The following is a 22,638-nucleotide window of genomic DNA, read 5'->3' on the forward strand; positions in this document are numbered from 1 at the left end:
GACGGACCGCTACCGGGCGGGACGCCACCGGGCGGGACGGCACTCCTGGACCCAGATCTGCTTGCGTCCGGTCTCGCCCGGTGCCCGCACCGGCGCATCGACCGTCCGGTCGAGGCAGAAGCCGAGCCGTCGGGCGACCGCGGCGCTGGCGGTGTTCGCCGGGTCGCAGTGGATCTCGACCCGGTGGATTCCGGGCAGGGCGAACGCCGCGGCGGTGAGCGCCCGGGCGGCGGCGGTGGCGATGCCCCGGCCGACGTGGTCGGTGCCGACCCAGTAGCCGATCTCCAGCGCGCCCGGTCCGATCCGGCGGTGCAGGCCGAACGAGCCGATCACCCGGCCGGGTTCGGCGTCCAGGCCGACCAGGTAGATGAAGTCGGTGCCGGCCTCCCAGGCGGCCATGCCGGCCTCGGTCAGCTCGGCGGTGCGGGCGGCGGTGGGGGGCTCGGCGGCCCACTCCAGCCAGGGGCGCAGGTGGTCCAGGTCGGCCCGGACGGCGGCGTTGAGGGCGAGGCTCTGGGCGGGGGAGCGGCGGCGCAGCGTGATTCCCCCGGCCGGCCGCAGCAGTTCGGGCGGCCGGCCGGGGGTGGGCGCGGGCGCGCCGGGTGCGGGCACGGAGGAGGGAGCGGACGACGGAGGGGGATCGGACGCGGCACCGCACGGCGGTGGCATGACGTGATTCATGACAGCGATTATGTCGACGTCCTGTATCCGTCACCACCGCCCGTCGCCGCTTACCCGGGCGGTCCGGGGGCGCGTCAGAGGCGGATCAGCACCTCGTCGAGCTCCTTGCGCCGCAGGTCCGGTACGCGCGCCCCCTCGGCGGGGTACCCCACCGGGATGACGTACGCGGCCCGTTCCTCCTGCGGCCGTTCGCACACCTCGTTGAGGAACTTCATCGGGCTCGGCGTGTGGGTGAGCGTGGCCAGCCCCGCCTGGTGCAGCGTGGCCAGCAGCAGGCCGACCGCGATGCCCACCGACTCCTTGGTGTAGTACGGGCGCGGCGAGTGCGGGCCCTTGTGCACCTCGAAGACCACGATCACGGCCGGGGCGTCCTCCAGGAAGGGCTTCTCCCAGTCGGTGCCGATCGGCGCGAGCGCGGCCAGCCACTCCTCGGAGGCCCGGTGCGCGTAGAACTCGCGCTCCTCGGCCTCGGCGGCCTCCCGCAGCCGGCGCTTGCGGTCCGGATCGGTGATCACCACGAACCGCCAGGGCTGGACGTGCGCGCCGCTCGGCGCTGTGTTGGCGGTGCGGATCGCCCACTCCAGCACGCCGTCCGGGAGCGGCCGGGTCGAGTAGTCGCGGACGGTTCGGCGCTGGTCCATCACGTCGTGGAAGGACTTGCTGCGGGCCTCGGCCTCGTGGGCGGGCACGGTCATGGGGGTGAGCGGGACGGTCGGGTAGGACGCGCCTGCCACCGCGCTGTCGAGCGCTGTGCTGTCAACCATGGGCGACAGCACAGCACATGACGGCGGGCCGGGGAAGAGGTCTGGACCTCCTCCCCGGCCCGCGGTGCGCAGGGCGCCCGGTGCTACAGCTCGGCGACCCGCCCGCCGCCGACCTCGATCCGCCGGTTCACCGCGACGGTGTCCAGCATCCGCCGGTCGTGCGTGACCAGCAGCAGCGTGCCGGTGTACGAGGCGAGTGCCGACTCCAGCTGCTCGATGGCCGCCAGGTCCAGGTGGTTGGTGGGCTCGTCCAGCACCAGCAGGTTCACCCCGCGCGCCTGGAGCAGCGCGAGCGCCGCCCGGGTCCGCTCGCCGGGGGAGAGCGTGTCCGCGGGGCGCAGCACGTGCACCGCCTTCAGCCCGAACTTCGCCAGCAGGGTGCGGACCTCGTCCGGTGCGAGCTCGGGGACGGCGGCCGCGAACGCCTCCAGCAGCGGTTCGCCGCCGAGGAACAGCCCGCGTGCCTGGTCCACCTCGCCGACGACCACGCCGGAGCCCAGCGCCGCGCTGCCGGAGTCGAGTTCGAGCCGGCCCAGTAGGGCGGCCAGCAGCGTGGACTTGCCCGCGCCGTTGGCACCGGTGATGGCGACCCGGTCCGCCCAGTCGATCTGCAGGTCCACCGGGCCCAGCACGAAGTCGCCGCGCCGGGCGGTGGCCCCGCGCAGGGTGGCGACGACCGAGCCGGAGCGCGGCGCGGCGGCGATCTCCATCCGCAGCTCCCACTCCTTGCGGGGCTCGTCGACCACGTCCAGCCGCTCGATCATCCGCTGGGTCTGCCGGGCCTTGGCGGCCTGCTTCTCGGTGGACTCGGTGCGCATCGCGCGCCCGATCTTGTCGTTGTCGCTGGACTTGCGGCGGGCGTTGCGGACGCCGTTCTCCATCCAGCCGCGCTGCATCCGGGCCCGGGCCTCCAGGCCCGCCTTGGTGTCGGCGTACTCCTCGTACTCCTCGCGGGCGTGCCGGCGGGCCGTGGCGCGTTCCTCCAGGTACGCCTCGTAGCCGCCGCCGTAGAGGTTGACCTGCTGCTGGTGGAGGTCCAGCTCCAGCACCTTGGTCACCGTGCGGGCCAGGAACTCGCGGTCGTGACTGATCACCACGGTGCCCGCGCGCAGACCCTTGACGAACGACTCCAGCCGCTCCAGACCGTCCAGGTCGAGGTCGTTGGTGGGCTCGTCGAGCAGGAACACGTCGTAGCGGGAGAGCAGCAGCGAGGCCAGGCCGGCCCGGGCCGCCTGGCCGCCCGAGAGGGCGGTCATCGGCAGGTCCAGCGAGATCTTGAGGCCGAGCGAGTCGGCGACCTCCTCCGCGCGGTCCTCCAGGTCGGCGCCGCCCAGCTCCAGCCAGCGGTCCAGGTTCTCCGCGTAGGCGTCGTCGGCACCGGGCGCGCCGTCGACCAGGCCCTGGGTGGCCTCGTCCAGGGCGGCCTGCGCGGCGGACACACCGGTGCGGCGGGCCAGGAAGTCGCGGACCGACTCGTCGGCGCGGCGCTCCGGCTCCTGCGGGAGGTGGCCGACGTTGGCGGAGGCGGGGCTGAGCCGCCGGGTACCGCCCTCCGGGGTGTCCAGGCCGGCCAGCAGGCGCAGCAGGGTCGACTTGCCGGCCCCGTTCACGCCGACCAGGCCGATCACGTCGCCGGGGGCGACGACCAGGTCCAGGCCGGAGAAGAGGGTGCGCTCGCCGTGGCCGGCGGCGAGGTCCTTGACGACGAGTGTGGCGCTCATGATGTCGTCGATTCTAGGCGGGCCGGGGCGTGCGCCGGGGCGCGGGCGGGAAGCGGGCCGGCGCGCGGGGGAGGACCGACCCGGACGCGGCCGGGGAGCCTGCCGGGACGCGGAAGCGGCGGCCGCCCGGGCGGGTGCGGGCGGGAACGCCGCCGGGGGCGGCGGCACGCGGGGTGCCACCGCCCCCGGCGGGGGAGTTCAGCGGGTGACCGGGGTCACTTGCTCTTCTTGGAGAAGTACTCCAGCGCGTGCTGGGCGACGTCGTCCAGGTACGGGCCGGCCTCCCAGGTGTTGTCGGAGCCGCCGATGGAGGTGTCCGACACCAGCACCTGCTTGCCGTCCTTGGTGGTGAACCAGCCGCCGCCGCTGTCGCCGCCGCTGCCGTTGCAGCCGGTCATCAGCATGGTCGGGCGGGACGGGTCCATCGAGCGGCGGGCCGGCCTGCCGGCCTCGCAGTGCTCCAGCTCCATGCCGTCGAACGGCTTGGCGGCCGGGTAGCCGTAGGTGCTGACCGAGGCGATCTGCTCACGCGGGGCGTTGAACCAGACCGGTACCGAGCCGCCGACGACCTCCTCCAGGGACTTGGCGCTGCCGTCCGGGTTGGCGACCCTGAGGATGCCGAAGTCGTACTGGCTCCACGGGCCGCCGTTCTCCGGGTCGGCCTCGGCCGTCCACTGCGGGGCGACCATGCCCGCGACGGCGCCCCACTCGCCGTACGGCTCGGCGTCGGCGAGGGTGCCCTGCTTGCCGGCGCTCACCGCGCCGCTGCTGTTGAAGGCCGGGGCGAAGGTGATGTTGGTGTGGTACTTGCCGCCCTTGCCGCCGTGCAGGCAGTGGCTGGCGGTCCAGACGAGGTTGCTCTTCCCCGGGTTGGCGGGGTCGGAGACGACCGTGCCGGAGCAGACGTAGTCCTGCTTGCCGTCCTGGAAGAACAGCTTGCCGTTGACGTGGGCCGGCTTGGCGAACGGGTGCGGGAGGGGCTTCATCTCGACCAGCTTCGGCTGCGGGTCGTTCTGGCTGCCGCCGCCGTTGCCACCGGTGCCGCCACCGGTGCCGCCGCTGCCGCCCGGCTGGGCGGGGGCGGCGCTGGTGGGCTGGGCCGCCGTCGGCTGCGCGGTGGGCTGCGCCGGCGGCTGGGTGGTCGGCTGGGCCGGCGCCGCACCGGTCGGCTGGGCCGTGGGCTGCGCGGTCGGCTGGCTCCCCGGGCCCGGCTTGTAGGGCTTGGCCTTGAGGATCTTCTGCAGGTCCCAGAAGCCCTTCACCGCCGGGGAGACGACGTTCTGCTGGGCCCACTTGTCCCAGTCGTCGAAGTTCCACTTCTTCAGCTCGTCGGCCGTCGGCAGCTTGATCGGCGGCAGACCGCCCGGCTTGTCGGTGGCGCCCGCGGTGGCCGCGGCGGTCGTCCCACCGGGAGCGGCGGCGGTCTGGCCGCCGGCCGGGTCGCTGTTGTCCGGACCGCACGCGGTCGCGACGACCATCGTCAGAGCGACGACGGAGGCGCCCAGCGCGGCACGCGTCGCCCGGGATATCGATGACATGATGTTCGGTTCCCCCTGTGAATGCACACCACGGATGTGAGTACCCGCCACGGATCCAGCGGCGGACGGGCCGCGGGTGTGGCGGGTGTGGCAGGGGAGGAGTCTGCCATGCGCGGCGGACGGCATCCGGCCGTCGGCCGTTCCGGAGCGGCGCCGTCACCGGATCGGCACGCGATCGGCACCGGAATAACCGGTTGCACACCACCGGAGGCCTCCGTAGCGTGATCCCTGCCACCCGCCAGAACAGGAGAAGGCCGTTGCTCTACTGAGGTCCCGAGACACCGCCCCCGCCGCGCCGCAGCGACTTCGCTGCCCTTCCGCAGCCCCAGTGCTGCCCGCGCGGTCCGTGAGTGTGCGAGTGCCCGACCTCAGTGGTGAGCCGGCCCGGCGTCCCCCGTCGCTCTGACGACCCGAGCCCCGTCCCGGCCCCACCCCGGTCCCGCGCACACCCGCGGTGTCTCCCCGTGTCGTCCCACGATCACGTCCGGTGACCGGCCGCGTCCGGCAGACCCTCGGGAGGCCTCCATGGCACAACCCACCACCTCGCTCCTCTGCACCGACCTCTCCTTCGACTGGCCGGACGGCAGGCCCGTCCTCGACGGCTTCCACCTCGCCGTCGGCCCCGGCCGCACCGGACTGATCGGGCTCAACGGCGCGGGCAAGTCCACCCTGCTCCGGCTGCTCGCGGGCGAACTCACGCCCACCTCCGGCACCGTGAAGGTGGGCGGCGAGATCGGCTACCTCCCGCAGGGGCTCACCCTGGACACCGGCCTGCGGGTCGACGAGGCGCTCGGCGTCCGGGCCGCGCGCGAGGCCCTGCACGCCGTCGAGGCCGGATCCACCGACCAGCGCCACTTCGACGCGATCGGCGACGACTGGGACGTCGAGGAGCGCGCCCGCGCCCTGCTCGACCGGCTCGGCCTGCGCCGGCTCGGCCTCGACCGCACCACCGGCGAACTCTCCGGCGGCGAGGCCGTGCTGCTGCGGCTGGCCGCCCTGCTGCTGCGCCGCCCCGACGTGCTGCTGCTCGACGAGCCGACCAACAACCTCGACCGGGCGGCCCGTGAGCGGCTCTACGACACGGTGGCCGGCTGGGGCGGGGTGATGGTGATCGTCAGCCACGACCGTGAGCTGCTCCAGCACGTCGACCAGATCGCCGAACTGAGGGACGGTCAGGTCATCTGGTACGGGGGCAACTTCGCCGAGTACGAGCGCACCGTCGCCGCCCAGCAGGAGACCGCCGAGCGGCTGCTGCGCCACGCCGAGGCCGATGTCCAGCGCCAGAAGCGGGACTTGGTCGACGCCAGGACGAGGCTGGAGCGCAGCGCCAGCTACGGGAAGAAGCGCTCGGTCACCCGCAACGATCCGCACATCTTCGCCGGCAAGCTCAAACGCCAGGGCCAGGAGACCGCCGGCCGCCTCCAGGGCATGCACACCGAGCGGCTGGAGGAGGCCAGGCGCAAGCTCTCCGCGGCCGAGGAGGCCGTGCGGGACGATGCCGAGATCCGGATCGACCTGCCCCGTACCGCCGTTCCGGCCGGGCGCACCGTGCTCACCCTGGAGCGGGTGCGGCTGCCGAACGGCATCACCGCGGAGCTGGACCTCCGCGGGCCCGAGCGGATCGCCCTGGTCGGCCGCAACGGCGCGGGCAAGACCACGCTGCTGCGCACCGTCGCGGGCGAGCTCGCCCCGCTCTCCGGCACGATCACCGCCCCGGTGTCGCTCCGGCACCTGCCGCAGCGGCTGGACCTGCTGGACGAGAAGCTGACCGTGGTGGGCAACGTCAAGCTGTTCGCTCCGAACGCGGGGGACAACGCGATCCGGGCCCGGCTGGCCCGGTTCCTGTTCCGCGGCGGGCGGGCGGACCAGCCGGCCGGCACGCTCTCCGGCGGCGAGCGGTTCCGGGCCACCCTGGCCGCGCTGCTGCTGGCCGACCCGCCGCCGCAGCTGCTGCTGCTCGACGAGCCGACCAACAACCTCGACCTGGCCAGTGTGCGCCAGCTCACCCAGGCGCTCGCCGCCTACCGGGGTGCGCTGATCGTCGCCAGCCACGACCTGCCGTTCCTGCGCGGCCTCGGCATCACCCGCTGGCTGGAGCTGGACGGCGAGCTGAGGACGGTGGATCCGATGTGACGGTCAGCGGGGGGCGGCTGCGGCTCCGGCCCCGGCGGTTGCCGAGGCTCCGGTGGCGTCCGTGGCGTCCGTGGCGTCCGTGGCGTCCGTGGCGTCCGTAATGTCCGTGGTGTCCGTGGCGTCAGCGGTGTCCGTGGTGTCCGTCGCTCCGGTGCGCCCGGCGGAGAGGAGCCTGCGGGCCTCGGTCAGTGCCGAGTCGCGGCCCTGGCTCAGCTCCTCCGGGGTGAACACCGGGGTGCGGACGTTCGGCGGGACACCCGGTCCGTCGAAGGTGCTGCCGGAGCGGGTGAGGAACTTCTCGTTCGGCAGGACGGCCACGAGGTCGGCCGAGAGCGGCTTGAACATGACGTCGGAGAAGACGCCCTGGGTGTTCTCGCCGATCCGGACGGGTGCCGGCCGTCGCTCCGCCATCGCCTGGGTGAAGGTCTCGCCCGCGCTGACGGTCGAGCCGGCGGTCAGCAGGGCGACCGGTCCGGTGTACCGGGTGGAGCCGGCGGCGGGGCGGACCACGCTCGGCTGGGGCCGGGTGAACCTGCTCGGGTCGGCCGGGTCGTTGCGGGCCACCTTGCGGTAGGCCAGGAACGGCCGGTCGGTGAGCCGGGAGGCGATCCGCAGACCCAGCTGGTCCGAACCGCCGCCGTTCAGCCGGAGGTCGACCACCACGCCGTTCAGTCGCTCGGGGTGCGCCAGCAAGAGGTCCAGCGCCTTGTCCAGCTCGGCGGCGTGGTCCTGGTACGGGCCGTCGTCGACGTAGCCGTCGAAGGCGCTGACCCGCAGGTAGCCGATGCCGCCCGGGAGTTCGCCGACCCCGAGCAGGCCCCGGCCGAAGGTCTGCTCGGGGGCGAGGAGCTGGGCGGCCACCGCCCGGGCCGCCTGCTCCCGGACGTCGTCGGTGGGCTCCGCGGTGCCCGGGCGCAGCCCGCCGAAGACACCGTCGTACCCGCCGCCGGGGCGCTTGCGGCCCAGCGCGGTGTGCGCGTCGCCGAGCGGTTCCAGCAGGCCCACGATGATCTTCTGCAGGTCGTCGGTGCTGGTCCGCGAGGTGATGCCGGCCCGTGCCCGCGCGCCCTGCGCACGCCAGTCGACGCCCTTGGCGGCGAAGAAGGGGTAGTTCTCCTCGAAGGTCGCCCAGAACCGGTCGAAGGTCGCGAGCGCGTCCTGCGGGGCGGGCTGCCGGCACTGGGCCGGGAGCCCGGGCAACCGGGTGAAGTCCTTGGTGGAGGCGGCGCCGTCCTCCGAGTACACGGCCCGGTCGCGTCCCCGGGGCGTGAGCGAGGACGACGCGTACGCCTTGCCGGACTGGCCATACCGGACGGTGCCGTCACGTCCGGGCGCGCCGATCTGCGTGCCGGAGTAGAAGCCCGGGGTGCAGCTGATCCGGGTCACGTCGTAGGTGGTGAAGGTCGTTCCGCGGATCTCGACGATCATGCCGTAGCCGTCCGTCCGCCAGACGCCCTCCAGCCGGTCGACCCCCGGCCGCCTCGCGTCGCCGTCCCCGTCCGGCGCGGCGCCGACGGCACCCGCCGCGCCGACGGCACCCGCCGCGCCGACGGTCCCCGCCGTGACCGCGAGCGCGACCGCGGCGACCCCCGCCGCCCTGACCGCCCCCGCTGCCCCGGTCGCCCTGGTCGTCCGGCCCGCAGGCCTCCGCCGTCCGATACCCATGTCGTCCCCTGCCGTTCTCCGGTCCGGGCGTCCCCCCGCGGAGCCTCTCCGCCGTCCAGGGCCGACGGTACGGGCCCGACCGGTCCCGGCACGTCAACCTGCGGATCCGTCCCCACCTGTACCCCGGAGGTACGCCTCGGCGCACCCGGCTCCGACCTGCGGACCAGAGGCTCCCCGAGTGCTCTCGGGGTTGTCGGCTCAGTGTCCAACTCCTGTGGGCTCCAGTACCATCGGCGCCATGCCAGCACTCAGCATCGAGTACACGGAGCACGAACTCGCCGCCATCCGCGAGGCCGCCGCCGCCGACGGGAAGAGTGTCAAGGCGTACGTGCACGACTTGAGCGTGCGGGAGCAGCAGCGCCGGGTGTTCGTCTCCCACGCGGTGGCGTTCTGGAACGAGCACCGCGAGGAGTTCGACCGGGCCTTCCCGGAGGACGCGCCCGCCGCCTGAGCGGTGCCGTCACGGGAGGGGTGGCGCGATGTTGCTTCCGCGCGTCGATCTGCGCTGGCTGCTCGACATCCAGGAGCTGGCCTCGCCCGAGGACCTCAGCGTGCGCGACTACTCGGCACTCCAGGCGGCGGTCGCACGGCACCGGGTGAACACCGCTCAGCTCGGCCACGAGGCCGATCCGGCCTGGTGCGCCGCCACCCTGATGCACACCATCGTGCTGCTGCGCCCGCTGCCGCTGCGCAACAACCTCTTCGCCTGCATGGCGACGGCCGCGTACATGCACGCGGCGGGCGAGGGCGTCGATCCGCCGTACGGGGCGCTGGTCGAGCTGGCCCGGGACATCGTGGAGGGACGGGCGGACGTGTTCGCGGCGGCCGACCGGATCCGGTCCTGGCGGATCTGAGGCCCGATGCCGGGTCCGGCGCCGGACCGGGGTCGACACCGGCTCCGGAGCCGGCGTCCGCCCCGGAGTCGACGTCCGCCCCGGAGTCGACACCCGCCCCAGGGCCGACGCCCCGTCAGGCCCCGGTCGGGGTGGTGCCGTCGCGCCCCAGCCTGGTGCGGACCAGGGTGCCCAGCCGGTCCAGGCCGACCACGACGGCGGCCAGCGCCACGAACTCGACCGTCAGCAGGGCGATCTGCCCCCAGACGTAGCCGTACCCCTTCGTGGTCGGGTCGAAGAAGAAGTACGGGTACGGCAGCGGGTAGTTGGAGAACAGCGCGTTGCGGACGAGCACGAGCGCCGCGTAGCCGAGCGGGAAGGTCAGCCAGAGCGGGATGTCCCGCCAGGAGGAGGCGTTGCGGGGCCGGAACACCAGCCAGTCGACGATCACCAGTACCGGGGTGACGTAGTGCACGAAGAACGACGACCAGTGCTGGAGCTTGTCCGGCCCGTCGAACAGGCCGGGCAACGGGTTGGCGCCGTGCTCGAGCAGGATGTGCGAGACCAGTCCGGTGATCAGGATGTACAGGGTGGCGGCGCCGCGCAGCCGGGGCGCGGGCGCGTCGGTGGTCCCGCGCTTCAGCATCCAGTACACGGCGCCGATGAAGTAGCCGAGCACGATCACGTTGCTCTGGACGGTGAAGTACACCAGCGGCGCGGTCTGGAGGCTCAGGCCGAGGGCCGTCGAGAGCACGATGCCGGCGCGCCACCAGAGCGCCGGGCTGGTCCGGACTGACATGCGGCCACCAGTTCTTTTCGGGCGATACAGGAGGTATCGGACGTCGAAGGGGAAGATCGCACTCTACCTGTGGGTCCGGGGGAGCGGAAAAACGTTCCTCCACCTACCGGATTCCCTGTGGATGCCCCTGGGATATTCGGCCGACACCTCGGCGGGCGGCTCCGGACGCCGGGCTCAGCCCGGCAGGACGAAGCCCGACTCGTAGGCCGCGATGACCGCCTGGGTGCGGTCCCGCGCGCCGAGCTTGGCGAGTACGCCGGCCACGTGCGTCTTGATCGTCTCCTGGCTGAGCACGAGCTTCGCGGCGATCTCCCCGTTGCTCAGGCCCGCCGCCATCAGTCGCAGCACCTGGCCCTCACGCTCGGTCAGCCGCTCGATCGGCGTTCGCCGCTCGATCGGCGTGCGACCCCGGCCCGGGGCCGCAGCCCGGCCGGGCGCCGGACGGGCGTCCCGCGCGGACGGCGCCCCGTACCGGAGGGCGAGATCGCGGACGGCGGCCGGGAACAGCAGCGAGTCGCCGCGCGCGATCAGCCGCACCGCCTGCACCATCTCCTCCGCCCGGGCCCGCTTCAGCAGGAAGCCGGCCGCCCCCGCCCGCAGCGCGTCGTACACGTGGTCGTCGTGCTCGAAGGTGGTGACCACCAGGATCCGGGGCGGCTCGGCCATCCCGCCGATCAGCTGCTCGGTGGCCCGGATGCCGTCGATCCCGGGCATCCGGACGTCCATCAGCACCACGTCCGGACGCTGTTCGCGCACCAGCGGCACCACCTCGGCGCCGTCGGCGGCCTCGCCGACCACGGTGAGGTCCGGTTCGGCGTCGATGACCACCCGCAGGCCCGTCCGCACCAGCCGCTCGTCGTCGGCGATCACCACCCGCACCGGGCCGGCGGCCCCCGCCGCCCCGCGGTCGACCCCTGCCGTGCTCCTCGGACCGTTCACCCTTGCTCTCCTCCCGTACCCACCGGCAGCCGGACGGCCAGCCGCCACATCGTTCCGTCGTCCGTCGGCCCGGCCGCGCAGTCGCCGTTCAGGGCCGCCGCGCGTTCGCCGATCCCGCGCAGCCCGCGTCCGCCGCCGGGCCGGCCGGGCCGGAGCCGGTCGAGCGGATTGGTCAGCTCGATCCCCACCCATTCCTCGGCCAGCGAGACCCGCAGCCGGGCGGGTGCGGGCCCGGCGTGCCGCAGCACGTTGGTGAGGCCCTCCTGGACGATCCGGTACGCCTCGCGGGAGAACCCGGGCGGCAGCCGGTCCAGGCCCGGCGCCAGCTCGGCGTCCACCTGCACTCCCGTCCTGGCGAGTTGCCGCAACAGGTCGTCCAACCCGGCCAGGGTCGGTCCGGCCGTGCCGGCCTCGGCCCGCTCCTCCTCGCGGAGCAGCCCCAGTACCGCGTCCAGTTCGGCGACGGCGCCGCGTGCGGTCTCCTCGATGGCGGCCAGCGCCTCCGCCGCGAACTCCGGGTCGGTGCGCAGCACCCGGGCGGCGGCGGAGGCCTGGATGCCGACGGCACTCAGCGCGTGGCCGACCGAGTCGTGCAGTTCGCGGGCCAGCCGGTTGCGCTGGGCGAGCACGGTGGCGCGCCGCTCGGCGGCGGCCAGGCGCTCGTCCGGGGTCGGGCCGAGCAGTACGGGCGCCCAGCGGGCCAGCAGGCCGCCGAGGCCGGCGCTGGTGCCGACGATCAGCGCGAGCAGGGCCAGGCCCAGCACCGGGCCGGGCAGTGGTCCCGGTACGCCGCTGTCCTCCCAGAACCGCGTCAACTCCTCGAAGCCGACCGGGCGGAGGATCAGCATCAGCGCGAACGGCGTGCCGGTCAGCGTCATTCCGCTGACGATGCCGCCGAACGCGAGGTGCAGCACGAACCAGCCGGCCGACCGCCGCCGGGCCGCCCAGGACCGGGCCGGACCGGTCACCACCTCGCCCGCCCGGGCGGGCGCGCAGAGCGCGAGTGCGGCCGCCCCCTCCAGGGCCCGTACGGTCGGCACCAGCGCGGTGGCGGCGGCCATCGGGAGCGAGGTGGCGAGGGCGGCGAAGTAGAGCAGGACCTGGAGCAGCGGCCCCTTGCGTGGGTCGAGCGAGCCCAGCAGGACGGTGGACAGCAGCCAGTACGGCATCAGCAGCGCACCGCCGAGCACCAGGTGCACCCACCGCAGCCGGGCCTGCCGGCCGAACAGGGCGCGCAGCGTGCGGCGGACGGGGCCCGCGGCCCGGTCGGTCTCCGTGCCCGTGTCCGTGCCCGTGCTGCCGGTGCCGGTGCCGGTGCCGGTGCCGGTGCTGTGCTCCGTGCCCGTGCTCGCGTCCGCCTGCCGGTCGGCCCCCGCCCCCGTGATCATTGCGCAGACTCTACGTCAGCCGTCCGGATCCGGCGCGGGACCGACGTAGCCCGCGCGGTGTCCGGGACGGCCCGCGCGGTGTCCGGGACGGCCCGTGCGATGGTGGGGGCGGCGCCGGCCGCGGACCGCTCGGCCAGGGCGATCGCGCCCACCGCCAGGACCAGCAGCCCGGTCACCACCTGGGCGGACTTCACCAGGGTCAGCAGGCCCGGCACCGCCCGCCGGGGATCGGGCGCCGCCGTGAACGTCCCGAACGCCACCAACTGCCAGGATCCCCAGCCGAACAGCGACCCGGCCGCCGTCCACAGCACGGCCAGCGGTCCGCGCAGCCGCCACCCCGGACGGCCCCGGAACACCAGCAGCAGCAGTGCCGCGCCGGCGGCCACCGCCATCAGGGCCGTCACCCCGTCCATCACCGCCACGCCCCGGCCGCGGTACTCCTGCCACTCCAGCGGCAGCCCGGTCGTCCCCCCGCAGGCCCAGTACACCCGGGCCGCCGCGACCCCGGCGGCGAGCGGGGCGGCGACGCAGGCGAAGGCCCGTTGGGTGGTGAGGGTAGGGGAGCGGGGGAGGTCGCCGATCCGGTCGTGGCGCAGCAGTCCGGCCCAGCGTTCCCGCGCGTACAGCAGGAAGCCGGTGATCAGCGCCAGCCCCTGGACGGCGAACCCGCCGTACACCACCGGGAACACCCAGCCGCTCGGCCCGTCGTCGGTGCCGGGCGGCGCCTGGTCCGGGCCGAGCAGCAGGGTGGCGAGCAGGAACAGCGGCAGGGCGACCAGGAGGGTCCCGAGCAGTCCGGTCGCGACCCACATCGGGAAGGCCACCAACCCGGCGGGAGCCCGGCGCCCCCAGGGCCGGACGAAGGAGAGGGCGAGCAGGACGGCGACGGTGTCCATGCCGAAGGTCAGCAGGTTGACGAGCCACAGGTCGTCCATGGCGTCGCCGTCGCCGGCCCCGACCGGGTGGCCGGTGAGCCAGAGCAGCTTGAGGCCCAGATAGGGCACGGTCGCCGCGACGGCCACCGCGGACGCCACGGCCCTGGCCCGGCCGACCGGTGCGTCGGGGCGGTGTGCCGGGGCCGGTACGCCGTCCGGGGCCGGAGCGGGTGGCACGTCGGGTGTCGGGGTCGGGGCCGGTGCGCGGGTCGGGAGCATCGAGGTCATGTGTCCCACGGTCGCGCGGGTCGGGCGGCCCGCGCGTCCTCCGGAGACGGGATCCGCCTCCCCCGCCGGGGGGATCCGGGCGGACCGCCGCCGTCCCGGCGGGCGAGGGCCGGAGGTCTTGTTACCGGCGGGTCGCTTGCCTATCATCGCGAGTGTTACAGCTTTACTGTCAGACTTCGTCGATCCTCGGAGGGGCCGTGGCGCCCGTGGGTGGCAGCGGTGTGCACGGCGGCGGCGCGGGCGGGCCGCTGGCCGGGGTCCGGGTGGTCGAACTCGCCGGGATCGGCCCCGGACCGTTCGCCGCGATGCTGCTGGGCGACCTCGGCGCGGACGTGGTCCGGGTGGACCGCCCCGAGCCGTCGCCGCTCGGCATCGAGCCGGCGTACGACATCGCCAATCGCAACAAGCGTTCGGTGGTCGTCGACCTCAAGGCCCCCGAGGGGCCGGGGCAGGTGCTCGACCTGGTGGCCCGGGCCGATCTGCTGATCGAGGGGTACCGGCCGGGGGTCGCCGAGCGCCTCGGGGTCGGGCCGGAAGCCTGCCTGGCCCGCAACCCGGCGCTGGTCTACGGGCGGATGACCGGCTGGGGGCAGCACGGGCCGCTGGCCGCCAGGGCCGGGCACGACATCGGGTACACGGCGGTGGCCGGCGTGCTCGGTCTGGTCGCCCCGACGGCGGCAGTCCCCGCGGACGGCTCCGCGGCAGTCCCCGCGGCAGTCCCTGCGGACGGCTCCGCGGCCGATCCCGACGGGCCGCCCGCCCTCCCCGCCAACCTGCTCGGCGACTACGCCGGCGGCTCGCTCTACCTGGTCGTCGGTCTGCTCGCGGCCCTCCACCACGCCCGCGCAACCGGCGCCGGTCAGGTGGTGGACGCGGCGATCGTCGACGGCGCCGCCCACCTCACCGCCGTCCTCCAGGGACTGCTGGCCGGCGGCAGCTGGCAGGACCGGCGCGGCGTCAACCTCCTCGACGGCGGCGCGCCGTTCTACGCCGTCTACCCGGCCGCCGACGGCGGCCACCTCGCGGTCGGCGCGCTGGAGCCGCAGTTCTACGCCGAGTTCGCCCGGCTGCTGGAGCTCGGCCCGGACGCGCCCGGACAGTGGGACACCGCCCGCTGGCCCGAGCTGCGGGCCCGGATCGCGACGCGCTTCGCCGGCCGTACCCGCGCCGAATGGGAGCTCGTCTTCGCCGGGTCGGACGCCTGCGTGGAGCCCGTACTGACGATGCGTCAATCCCATGCGCACGAGCACCTGGTGAGCCGGGGGACGTACGTCGAGGTGGCCGGCGTCGTCCAGCCGGCCCCCGCACCGAGGTTCTCCGCCACCCCCGGCGCGCTGCGCCGCCCGCCGGCCCGGCCGGGAGCCGACACCGCCGAGGTCGCCCGCGACTGGGGCGCGCCCTCGCTCGCGGCCGGGGCGGCCGGGCCCGTCGAGCCTGCCGAGCCGGCCGGCCCCGCCGCCCCCGCCCGCACCCCCGCGCCGCCGACCGCCTGAACCCGACACCCTCCCAAGGAGTTTGCCGTGCAACGCGACCTCTTCACCGACGAGCACGAGGACTTCCGCGGCACCGTCCGGGCGTTCCTCGCCAAGGAGGTGCTGCCGCACTACGACCGCTGGGAGAAGGCCGGCATCGTGGACCGCGAAGCCTGGCTGGCGGCCGGTCGGCAGGGGCTGCTCGGCCTCGCCGTCGCCGAGGAGCACGGCGGCGGCGGGAACGCCGACTTCCGCTACGCCGCCGTACTGGCCGAGGAGTTCGCCCGGGCCGGGGCGTCCGGACTGGCGATCGGGCTGCACAACGACATCATCGGCCCGTACCTCACCTCGCTCGCCACCGAGGAGCAGCAGCGCCGCTGGCTGCCGGGATTCTGCTCCGGCGAACTCGTCACGGCCATCGCGATGACCGAGCCCGGGACCGGCTCCGACCTCCAGGGCATCCGCACCCGGGCCGAGGACCGGGGGGACCACTTCCTCCTCAACGGCGCCAAGACCTTCATCTCCAACGGGATCCTCGCGGACCTGGTGATCGTGGTCGCCCGCACCACCCCCGAGGGCGGCGCCCACGGCCTCAGCCTGCTGGTCGTCGAGCGGGGCATGCCCGGCTTCGAACGCGGCCGCAACCTCGACAAGATCGGCCAGAAGGCGCAGGACACCGCCGAGTTGTTCTTCGAGGACGTCCGCGTACCGAAGGAGAACCTGCTCGGCGAGCTCGACCAGGGCTTCCTGTACCTGATGCGCAACCTCGCGCAGGAACGGCTCACCATCGCCGCCGCCGCGATCGCCGGGGCGGAGTACCTGGTCGAGATCACCACCGAGTACGTCAAGGGGCGCGAGGCGTTCGGCCGGCCGCTGGCGAAGCTCCAGCACGTCCGCTTCGAGATCGCCGAACTCGCCACCGAGTGCGCCGTCACCCGCGCCTTCGTGGACCGCTGCATCACCGAGCACAACCGTTACGCGCTCACCCCGGCGGACGCCTCGATGGCCAAGTGGTGGGCCACCGAACTGCAGAAGCGCACCGCCGACCGCTGCCTCCAACTCCACGGCGGCTACGGTTACATGACCGAGTACCCGGTGGCCAGGGCGTTCACCGACGGTCGCATCCAGACCATCTACGGCGGCACCACCGAGATCATGAAGGAGATCGTGGGCCGCTCCCTCCTCGGCTGAACCCCGCACGGCCCGGCCCCGGCCCCGGCCCCGGCCGCCACGCCGACGCACCCAGCACCCGGCAACCCGTACGCAGAGCACCCCGTACCCCGAGCACCCCGCACCCCGCACCCCGCCCCGAAAGGCTGCCCACCGTGACCACCGAAGCGTACGTCTACGACGCGATCCGCACCCCGCGCGGCCGGGGCAAGGCCACCGGCTCGCTGCACGGCACCAAGCCGATCGACCTGGTCGTCGGCCTGATCCACGAGATCCGCCGCCGCTTCCCCGGGCTGGACCCGGCGGCGATCGACGACATCGTGCTCGGGGTGGTCAGCCCCGTCGGCGACCAGGGCTCCGACATCGCCCGGATCGCCGCCGTCGCGGCCGGACTGCCCGACACGGTGGCCGGCGTCCAGGAGAACCGCTTCTGCGCCTCCGGTCTGGAAGCCGTCAACATGGCCGCCGCCAAGGTCCGTTCCGGCTGGGAGGACCTGATCCTGGCCGGCGGCGTCGAGTCGATGTCCCGGGTGAAGATGGCCTCCGACGGCGGCGCCTGGTTCGCCGACCCGATGACCGCCTACGAGACCAACTTCGCCCCCCAGGGCATCGGCGCCGACCTGATCGCCACCATCGAGGGCTTCTCCCGCACCGACGTCGACGCCTTCGCCGCCGAGTCCCAGGCCCGCGCGGCCAAGGCCCAGGCCGACGGGCTGTTCGACCGCTCGGTGGTCCCGGTCCGCGACCGCAACGGCCTGGTCGTCCTGGAACGGGACGAGTTCATCCGCCCCGGCACCACCGTCGAGACCCTGGCCGGGCTCAAGCCCTCGTTCGCCGCGATCGGCGAGGCCGGCGGGTTCGACGCCGTCGCCCTGCAGAAGTACCACTGGGTGGAGGCCATCGACCACGTCCACCACGCCGGCAACTCCTCCGGCATCGTGGACGGCGCCGCCCTGGTCGCCATCGGCAGCCGCGAGATCGGCGAGCGCTACGGACTGCGGCCGCGCGCCCGGATCGTCTCCGCCGCCGTCTCCGGCTCCGAGCCGACCATCATGCTCACCGGCCCCGCCCCCGCCACCCGCAAGGCGCTCGCCAAGGCCGGACTGACCGCCGCCGACATCGACCTGGTCGAGATCAACGAGGCGTTCGCCGCCGTCGCGCTGCGCTTCGTCCGGGAGATGGGCTTCTCCCCGGACCAGGTGAACGTCAACGGCGGCGCGATCGCCCTCGGCCACCCGCTGGGCGCCACCGGGGCGATGCTCATCGGCACCCTGATCGACGAACTGGAGCGGCGCGACCTCCGCTACGGCCTGGCCACCCTCTGCGTGGGCGGCGGCATGGGCATCGCCACCGTCGTCGAGCGCGTCTGACCCGCGCCCCCGAGACCTCCTCCCCTTCCGGCCCCATCAGGAGACCAGAACCCCATGAGCGACACCGGCGACACCACCACCATCCGCTGGGAGCAGGACGAGGACGGCGTGGTCACCCTCGTCCTCGACGACCCCGACCAGTCCGTCAACACCATGAACGAGGCGTTCACCGCCGACTTCGAGACCGTCGTCGCCCGGCTGGCCGGCCTCGGCGCCGCCGGCGGGCTGCGCGGCGTGGTGATCACCTCCGCCAAGAAGACCTTCTTCGCCGGCGGCGACCTGAGGATGCTCTCCGCCGCCCGCCCGGAGGACGCCGCCGCCGTCTTCGAGAAGTCGATGCGGATCAAGCGCGCCCTGCGCACCCTGGAGACGCTCGGCCTGCCGGTCGTCGCCGCGATCAACGGCAGTGCGCTCGGCGGCGGCCTGGAACTCGCCCTCGCCTGCCACCACCGGATCGCGCTCGACACCCCGGCCAGCCGGATCGGCCTGCCCGAGGTCACCCTCGGTCTGCTGCCCGGCGGCGGCGGCATCGTCCGCACGGTGCGGCTGTTCGGCATCACCGACGCCCTGCTCAAGTTCCTGCTGCAGGGCCGCCAGTACCGGCCGGCGCAGGCCCTCCAGCACGGTCTGGTGCACGAACTCGTCTCCACCCCGGAGGAGCTGGCCGAGCGGGCGCGGGCCTGGATCGAGGCGAACCCGGCTCCCGTCCAACCCTGGGACGTCAAGGGCTACAAGATCCCCGGCGGCACCCCGAGCACCCCGGCCTTCGCCGCCAACCTGCCCGCCTTCCCCGCCAACCTGCGCAAGCAGCTGGCCGGCGCCCCCTACCCGGCGCCGCGCAACGTGCTCGCGGCGGCCGTGGAGAGCGCCCAGGTGGACGTCGACACGGCGATGGCGATCGAGGCCCGCTACTTCACCGAGCTGGCCTGCGGGCAGACCAGCAAGAACATGATCCAGGCGCTCTTCTTCGACCTCCAGGCGGTCAACTCCGGTGCCGGGCGTCCGGCTTCGGTGGAGAAGCGGACGGTCCGCCGGGTCGCCGTGCTCGGTGCCGGGATGATGGGCGCCGGTATCGCGTACACCTGTGCCGAGGCCGGCATCGAGGTGCTGCTCAAGGACGTCACGGTCGAGGCCGCCGAGCGCGGGAAGGCCTACTCCGAGGGCCTGCTGGCGAAGGCGGTGGCCCGCGGCCGGCGCACCGGGGCTCAGCGCGACGAGGTGCTCGCGCGGATCACCCCCACCGCCGACGCCGCCGATCTGGCCGGCTGCGACGCGGTGATCGAGGCGGTCTTCGAGAACCCGGAGCTCAAGCACAAGGTGTTCCAGGAGGTCGAGGGCGTCGTCGCACCCGACGCGCTGCTCTGCTCCAACACCTCCACCCTGCCGATCGGCCTGCTCGCCGAGGGTGTGCAGCGCACCGCCGACTTCATCGGGCTGCACTTCTTCTCGCCGGTCGACAGGATGCGGCTGGTGGAGATCGTCCGCGGCCCGCAGACCGGGGACGAGGCGCTGGCCCGCGCCTTCGACCTGGTCCGGCAGATCGGCCGGACCCCGATCGTGGTGAACGACTCGCGCGGCTTCTTCACCTCGCGGGTGATCGGCCAGTTCATCAACGAGGGCGTGGCCATGATCGGCGAGGGGGTCGAGCCGGCCAGTGTGGAGCAGGCCGCCGCCCAGGCCGGCTACCCGGCCAAGGTGCTCTCGCTGCTCGACGAGCTGACCCTCACCCTGCCGCGCCGGATCCGCGACGAGTACCGGCGCGCCGTCGAGGCGGCCGGCGGCGAGTGGACCGCCCACCCGGCGGACGCGGTGGTGGACCGGATGGTCGACGAGTTCGGCCGCCCCGGCCGCAGCGGCGGCGCCGGTTTCTACGACTACGACGAGAGCGGCGCCCGGGGCCGGCTCTGGCCCGGCCTGCGCGAGCACTTCACCCGCGCGGACGTGGACGTCCCGTTCGAGGACCTCAAGGAGCGGATGCTCTTCAGCGAGGCCCTGGACTCCGTCCGCTGCCTGGAGGAGGGCGTGCTCACCTCCGTGGCGGACGCCAACGTCGGTTCCATTCTCGGCATCGGCTTCCCGGCCTGGACCGGCGGTGTGCTCCAGTACATCAACGGCTACCCGGGCGGCCCGGCCGGTTTCGCGGAGCGCGCCCGCGAACTCGCCGCCGCGTACGGGGAGCGGTTCGCGCCGCCCGCGCTGCTGGAGCGGATCGCCGCCGAGGGGCGTACCTTCACCGACTGACCAGGCCCGTCGTCACCCGGGCGGGGCGGCCCGCCGCTCCTCGGCGGCCGCCTCGCCCAGTTCCTCCCGCAGCGACTTCTGGAACGCCGTCACCAGCGCCTGCGCCACCATCGGCTGGATGTGGTCGGTGAGCGCCTTCATCCGCTCCACGTCGTCGGGCTCCGGTTCGCTCTCCCGGTACGGCCGCCAGACCGTCTCCCGGAACAGCCGGTGCAGCTCCCGCGCGGTGGCCCGGCTGTGCTCCACCACGACGGCGCGTGCCGCGAGCAGCGTCTCCAGCGGGATCGGCACGTCCAGGATCCGCACCCCGAGCGGCAGCAGTCCCTGGTCCACCCGGAACACCTCCGGGTCCGCGGTGCGCTCCAGCGCGCCCATCGCGGCCAGCCGGTCCAGCTGCTCCTCCGAGAGCCGCCGCCCGGCCCGCCGCTCGACCTCCTCGCGCCCCGCCTGCTCCGGCGTCTCCGGCGTCCAGGAGGCCACCAGCGCCCGGTGGATCGCCAGGTCCAGCGGGGTGGGGTCCTGCGGCAGCCGGGCCAGGTACCGCTCGATCGCGGCCAGGGTCAGCCCCTGCCGCTGCAACTCCTCGATCAGCCCCAGCCGGTCCAGGTGCTCGGCCCCGTACCACCCCACCCGCCGGGCCCCGAGCACCGGCGGCGGCAGCAGCCCCTTCGTCCCGTAGAACCGCACCGTCCGCACCGTGACCCCGGCCCGCGCCGCCAACTCGTCCACCGTCAGCCGCACCTCCACCCCCGCCTCCCGTCTCGTAGCACCATCACTGTGACACCACAAGTGTGACACCACTGTCCCACCCGGTCCACGCCCACGGACGCGACCGGGCCCGCGCTCCGACGGCGGAGCGCGGGCCCGGGGGGCGTCCTGCACCGGGGGCGGGGCTGCCCGGCCTCAGGCGGCGAGGTCGGGGTGGTGGCGGCGGGTGACTTCGGGGTGGGCGCGGGTGTAGCCCTTCCACTCGTTGAAGCCGAAGTCGGCGTAGAGGGGGTTGGCCGGGTCCTGGGTGGCGCCGGGGGCGTGGTGGGCGAGCGGGAAGTCCAGCGGCTCGATGTGGGCGTCGAGGCGCGGGTTGTAGAAGAACGGGACGGAGTAGCGCTCGCGGGCGCCGGGCGGGCTGACCACGCGGTGGCTGGTGGCCTTCAGGTAGCCGTCGGTGGCGACCTCCAGCAGTTCGCCGAGGTTGACCACGAACGCGCCCGGCATCGGCGGGACGTCCAGGAAGGAGCCGTCGGCGCGCTGCACCTGGAGGCCGGCCACGGTGTCCTGGAGTAGCAGGGTGATGAAGCCGTAGTCCTTGTGGGCGCCGACGCCCTGGCCGGCGCCGTCCGGGGCGGTTCCCGGGTAGCGGACCAGCTTGAGCCGCAGGTGCGGGTGGCCGGCGAAGGCGTAGTCGTAGAAGTCCGGCCGGGCGCCGATCGCGGTGAGGAGTTCGTGCAGCAGCGTGCGGGCGACGGTGCCGAGCCGGTCGATCCAGGTCAGGGCGGCGTCGCGGAGTTCCGGCAGGGCGGTGGGCCACTGGTTGGGGCCCTCCAGCCACCAGTAGGCGGGTTCGCCCGGGGCGGGGACGTGCGGGGGCAGTTCGGCACCGATGTCCAGCTGGTCGCGCCAGTCCTGGCTGCCGCCGGTGCGCTCGTCGCCGGTGCGGGTGTAGCCGCGGTAGTGCGGCGAGTTGAGGTTGGCGACGGCGAGGCGGTCGGCCTCGGGGAGGGTGAAGAAGGCCCGCATGGCGTCGGTGAGGGCGTCCGTCTCGGCCGGGGTGACCCCGTGGCCGACGAGCTGGAAGAAGCCGACGCCGGTGGCGGCGGCCCGGAGCGCGTCGTGCAGCCGGGTGCGGTCCGCCGGGCTGCCGTGGGCGAGCGAGAGGTCGATCACCGGGAGGGCGTCCTCAGTGGTCGGGAGGGTGGCCGAGGGGGTGGTGGTGGGGTGCTGCTGCGACATGGATGACATCCGCTGGGTCTCGTCCCGGCCGGCTCCGGTGGTGACCGGGAACGCCGGGGACGCGCCTGGTGCGGCGGGTGTGCCCGGGGCCGGGGAGGGGGACGCGGCCGGTCGGGGCCGCGCTGAGGGTGGGGTGCGAGGTTCAGCTGGAGCGTCGACAGGACATGCTGGTCACGCGGAGCAGGTCCACGTGGCGACGGCGAACGAGTATGAGCACGTCACCAGCCTAGATCAACCGTTCGGGTGATGGGCGCCGGGGCCGGGCTCATGGCATGGGCATGCCGAGATAGTGCTCCCGTCGTGCCGTTCCGGCAAGGGGCCGGGCGGCGGGATTCCTTGCGGCGCTTGACCTCAAGCGAGCTTCAACTTCCATGATTGTCCACATGAACAACGCACTCATGAACGCCGGTTCCGTCGAGGCCGAGCTCGCCGCCATCCAGCAGGTTGTCGCCACCGTCCAGCACGCGCAGGTCAACGAACTCCCGGAGGTGTTCATCGACCTCTTCCGGGAGGACGCGATCTGGACCACCGGGCACGGCAAGGTCCTCCTCGGACGGGACGCGATCGCCGAGTTCACCCGCGCGGTGCTCCCCGGCAGCTTCTCCGGCACCGGCAACACCGCCACCTACGAGGTGTCGCACGTGTTCTTCGTCCGCCCCGACGTCGCCGCCGTCAAGGTCCGCCAGCGGTACCTCGACGCCGCCGGTGAGCAGGTCGGCGACGAGGGCAGCCCGCTGTACGTGATGGCCAAGGAGGACGGCCGCTGGCTGCTGACGGCCAATCAGAACACCCCGGTGGTCGGTGAATGAGC

Annotated in this window: 19 protein-coding genes; 8 read left to right on the top strand and 11 right to left on the bottom strand. The window is 74.0% G+C overall.

Annotated features, from left to right (window positions below; translation table 11 throughout):
• Positions 1-9: 9 nt before the first annotated feature.
• The 4 genes from BLU95_RS29245 to BLU95_RS43425 form a co-directional block, all read right to left on the bottom strand.
• Positions 10-612, bottom strand: a complete 603-nt coding sequence (locus tag BLU95_RS29245) for a GNAT family N-acetyltransferase (protein WP_159425033.1) — start codon at positions 610-612, stop codon at positions 10-12.
• A 143-nt stretch (positions 613-755) separates the two neighbouring features.
• Positions 756-1,445 (bottom strand): nitroreductase family protein, encoded by a 690-nt coding sequence (locus BLU95_RS29250; RefSeq protein WP_093862611.1) that lies wholly within the window; start codon positions 1,443-1,445, stop codon positions 756-758.
• Between the two features lie 83 nt (positions 1,446-1,528).
• The gene (locus BLU95_RS29255; protein ID WP_093862612.1) at positions 1,529-3,166 is read right to left on the bottom strand and encodes an ABC-F family ATP-binding cassette domain-containing protein; all 1,638 of its coding nucleotides are present in this window, start codon (positions 3,164-3,166) and stop codon (positions 1,529-1,531) included.
• A gap of 215 nt (positions 3,167-3,381) precedes the next feature.
• Positions 3,382-4,704, bottom strand: a complete 1,323-nt coding sequence (locus BLU95_RS43425; protein ID WP_093862613.1) for a hypothetical protein — start codon at positions 4,702-4,704, stop codon at positions 3,382-3,384.
• A gap of 525 nt (positions 4,705-5,229) precedes the next feature.
• Between BLU95_RS43425 and BLU95_RS29265 the strand changes: the two genes are divergently transcribed.
• Positions 5,230-6,837: an ABC-F family ATP-binding cassette domain-containing protein gene (locus BLU95_RS29265; RefSeq protein WP_093862614.1), complete on the top strand. Its 1,608-nt coding sequence runs from the start codon at positions 5,230-5,232 to the stop codon at positions 6,835-6,837.
• A 3-nt stretch (positions 6,838-6,840) separates the two neighbouring features.
• Here the strand turns inward: BLU95_RS29265 and BLU95_RS29270 are convergent, their stop codons facing one another.
• On the bottom strand, positions 6,841-8,502 hold the full coding sequence (locus BLU95_RS29270; RefSeq protein WP_093862615.1) for a S41 family peptidase: 1,662 nt from the start codon (positions 8,500-8,502) through the stop codon (positions 6,841-6,843).
• Between the two features lie 238 nt (positions 8,503-8,740).
• Here BLU95_RS29270 and BLU95_RS29275 point away from each other — a divergent pair, with 238 nt between their 5' ends.
• Both BLU95_RS29275 and BLU95_RS29280 read left to right on the top strand, forming a co-directional pair.
• Entirely contained in the window at positions 8,741-8,953 is a 213-nt protein-coding gene (locus BLU95_RS29275) for a hypothetical protein (RefSeq protein ID WP_093865213.1), read from the top strand.
• A 28-nt stretch (positions 8,954-8,981) separates the two neighbouring features.
• Positions 8,982-9,356, top strand: coding sequence for a toxin Doc (locus BLU95_RS29280; protein WP_093862616.1), 375 nt, complete (start codon positions 8,982-8,984; stop codon positions 9,354-9,356).
• Positions 9,357-9,471: 115 nt separating this feature from the next.
• On the opposite strand, the gene BLU95_RS29285 is transcribed toward BLU95_RS29280, so the two are convergent.
• The 4 genes from BLU95_RS29285 to BLU95_RS29300 all read right to left on the bottom strand — a co-directional run bounded on the left by BLU95_RS29285 (position 9,472) and on the right by BLU95_RS29300 (position 13,624).
• Entirely contained in the window at positions 9,472-10,134 is a 663-nt protein-coding gene (locus BLU95_RS29285) for a Pr6Pr family membrane protein (RefSeq protein WP_093862617.1), read from the bottom strand.
• Positions 10,135-10,308: 174 nt separating this feature from the next.
• Positions 10,309-11,073: a response regulator transcription factor gene (locus BLU95_RS29290; protein ID WP_093862618.1), complete on the bottom strand. Its 765-nt coding sequence runs from the start codon at positions 11,071-11,073 to the stop codon at positions 10,309-10,311.
• On the bottom strand, positions 11,070-12,461 hold the full coding sequence (locus tag BLU95_RS29295; RefSeq protein WP_093862619.1) for a sensor histidine kinase: 1,392 nt from the start codon (positions 12,459-12,461) through the stop codon (positions 11,070-11,072). The genes BLU95_RS29290 and BLU95_RS29295 overlap by 4 nt, the downstream gene beginning before the upstream one ends.
• Positions 12,458-13,624 carry a hypothetical protein gene (locus tag BLU95_RS29300; RefSeq protein WP_093862620.1) on the bottom strand — a complete coding sequence of 389 codons (1,167 nt, stop codon included), beginning with the start codon at positions 13,622-13,624 and terminating at the stop codon, positions 12,458-12,460. Before BLU95_RS29300 ends, BLU95_RS29295 begins: the two co-directional genes overlap by 4 nt.
• Before the next feature lie 197 nt (positions 13,625-13,821).
• On the opposite strand from BLU95_RS29300, the gene BLU95_RS29305 reads away from it, so the two are divergent.
• From BLU95_RS29305 to BLU95_RS29320, 4 genes are all read left to right on the top strand, one after another.
• The gene (locus BLU95_RS29305) at positions 13,822-15,117 is read left to right on the top strand and encodes a CaiB/BaiF CoA transferase family protein (protein WP_231977843.1); all 1,296 of its coding nucleotides are present in this window, start codon (positions 13,822-13,824) and stop codon (positions 15,115-15,117) included.
• Between the two features lie 27 nt (positions 15,118-15,144).
• Positions 15,145-16,287, top strand: a complete 1,143-nt coding sequence (locus BLU95_RS29310) for an acyl-CoA dehydrogenase family protein (RefSeq protein WP_093862621.1) — start codon at positions 15,145-15,147, stop codon at positions 16,285-16,287.
• Between the two features lie 134 nt (positions 16,288-16,421).
• Positions 16,422-17,636 (top strand): acetyl-CoA C-acetyltransferase, encoded by a 1,215-nt coding sequence (locus tag BLU95_RS29315; protein ID WP_093862622.1) that lies wholly within the window; start codon positions 16,422-16,424, stop codon positions 17,634-17,636.
• A gap of 54 nt (positions 17,637-17,690) precedes the next feature.
• On the top strand, positions 17,691-19,877 hold the full coding sequence (locus BLU95_RS29320; RefSeq protein ID WP_093862623.1) for a 3-hydroxyacyl-CoA dehydrogenase NAD-binding domain-containing protein: 2,187 nt from the start codon (positions 17,691-17,693) through the stop codon (positions 19,875-19,877).
• 12 nt (positions 19,878-19,889) lie between these two features.
• On the opposite strand, the gene BLU95_RS29325 is transcribed toward BLU95_RS29320, so the two are convergent.
• Together BLU95_RS29325 and BLU95_RS29330 are read right to left on the bottom strand one after the other, a co-directional pair.
• Positions 19,890-20,624: a MerR family transcriptional regulator gene (locus BLU95_RS29325; RefSeq protein ID WP_093862624.1), complete on the bottom strand. Its 735-nt coding sequence runs from the start codon at positions 20,622-20,624 to the stop codon at positions 19,890-19,892.
• Between the two features lie 156 nt (positions 20,625-20,780).
• Positions 20,781-21,827 (bottom strand): isopenicillin N synthase family dioxygenase, encoded by a 1,047-nt coding sequence (locus BLU95_RS29330; RefSeq protein WP_093862625.1) that lies wholly within the window; start codon positions 21,825-21,827, stop codon positions 20,781-20,783.
• Between the two features lie 383 nt (positions 21,828-22,210).
• On the opposite strand from BLU95_RS29330, the gene BLU95_RS29335 reads away from it, so the two are divergent.
• Positions 22,211-22,636, top strand: a complete 426-nt coding sequence (locus BLU95_RS29335; protein ID WP_231977844.1) for an SgcJ/EcaC family oxidoreductase — start codon at positions 22,211-22,213, stop codon at positions 22,634-22,636.
• Positions 22,637-22,638: the final 2 nt, after the last annotated feature.

This window comes from Streptomyces sp. TLI_053, assembly GCF_900105395.1.
Taxonomy (GTDB): domain Bacteria; phylum Actinomycetota; class Actinomycetes; order Streptomycetales; family Streptomycetaceae; genus Kitasatospora.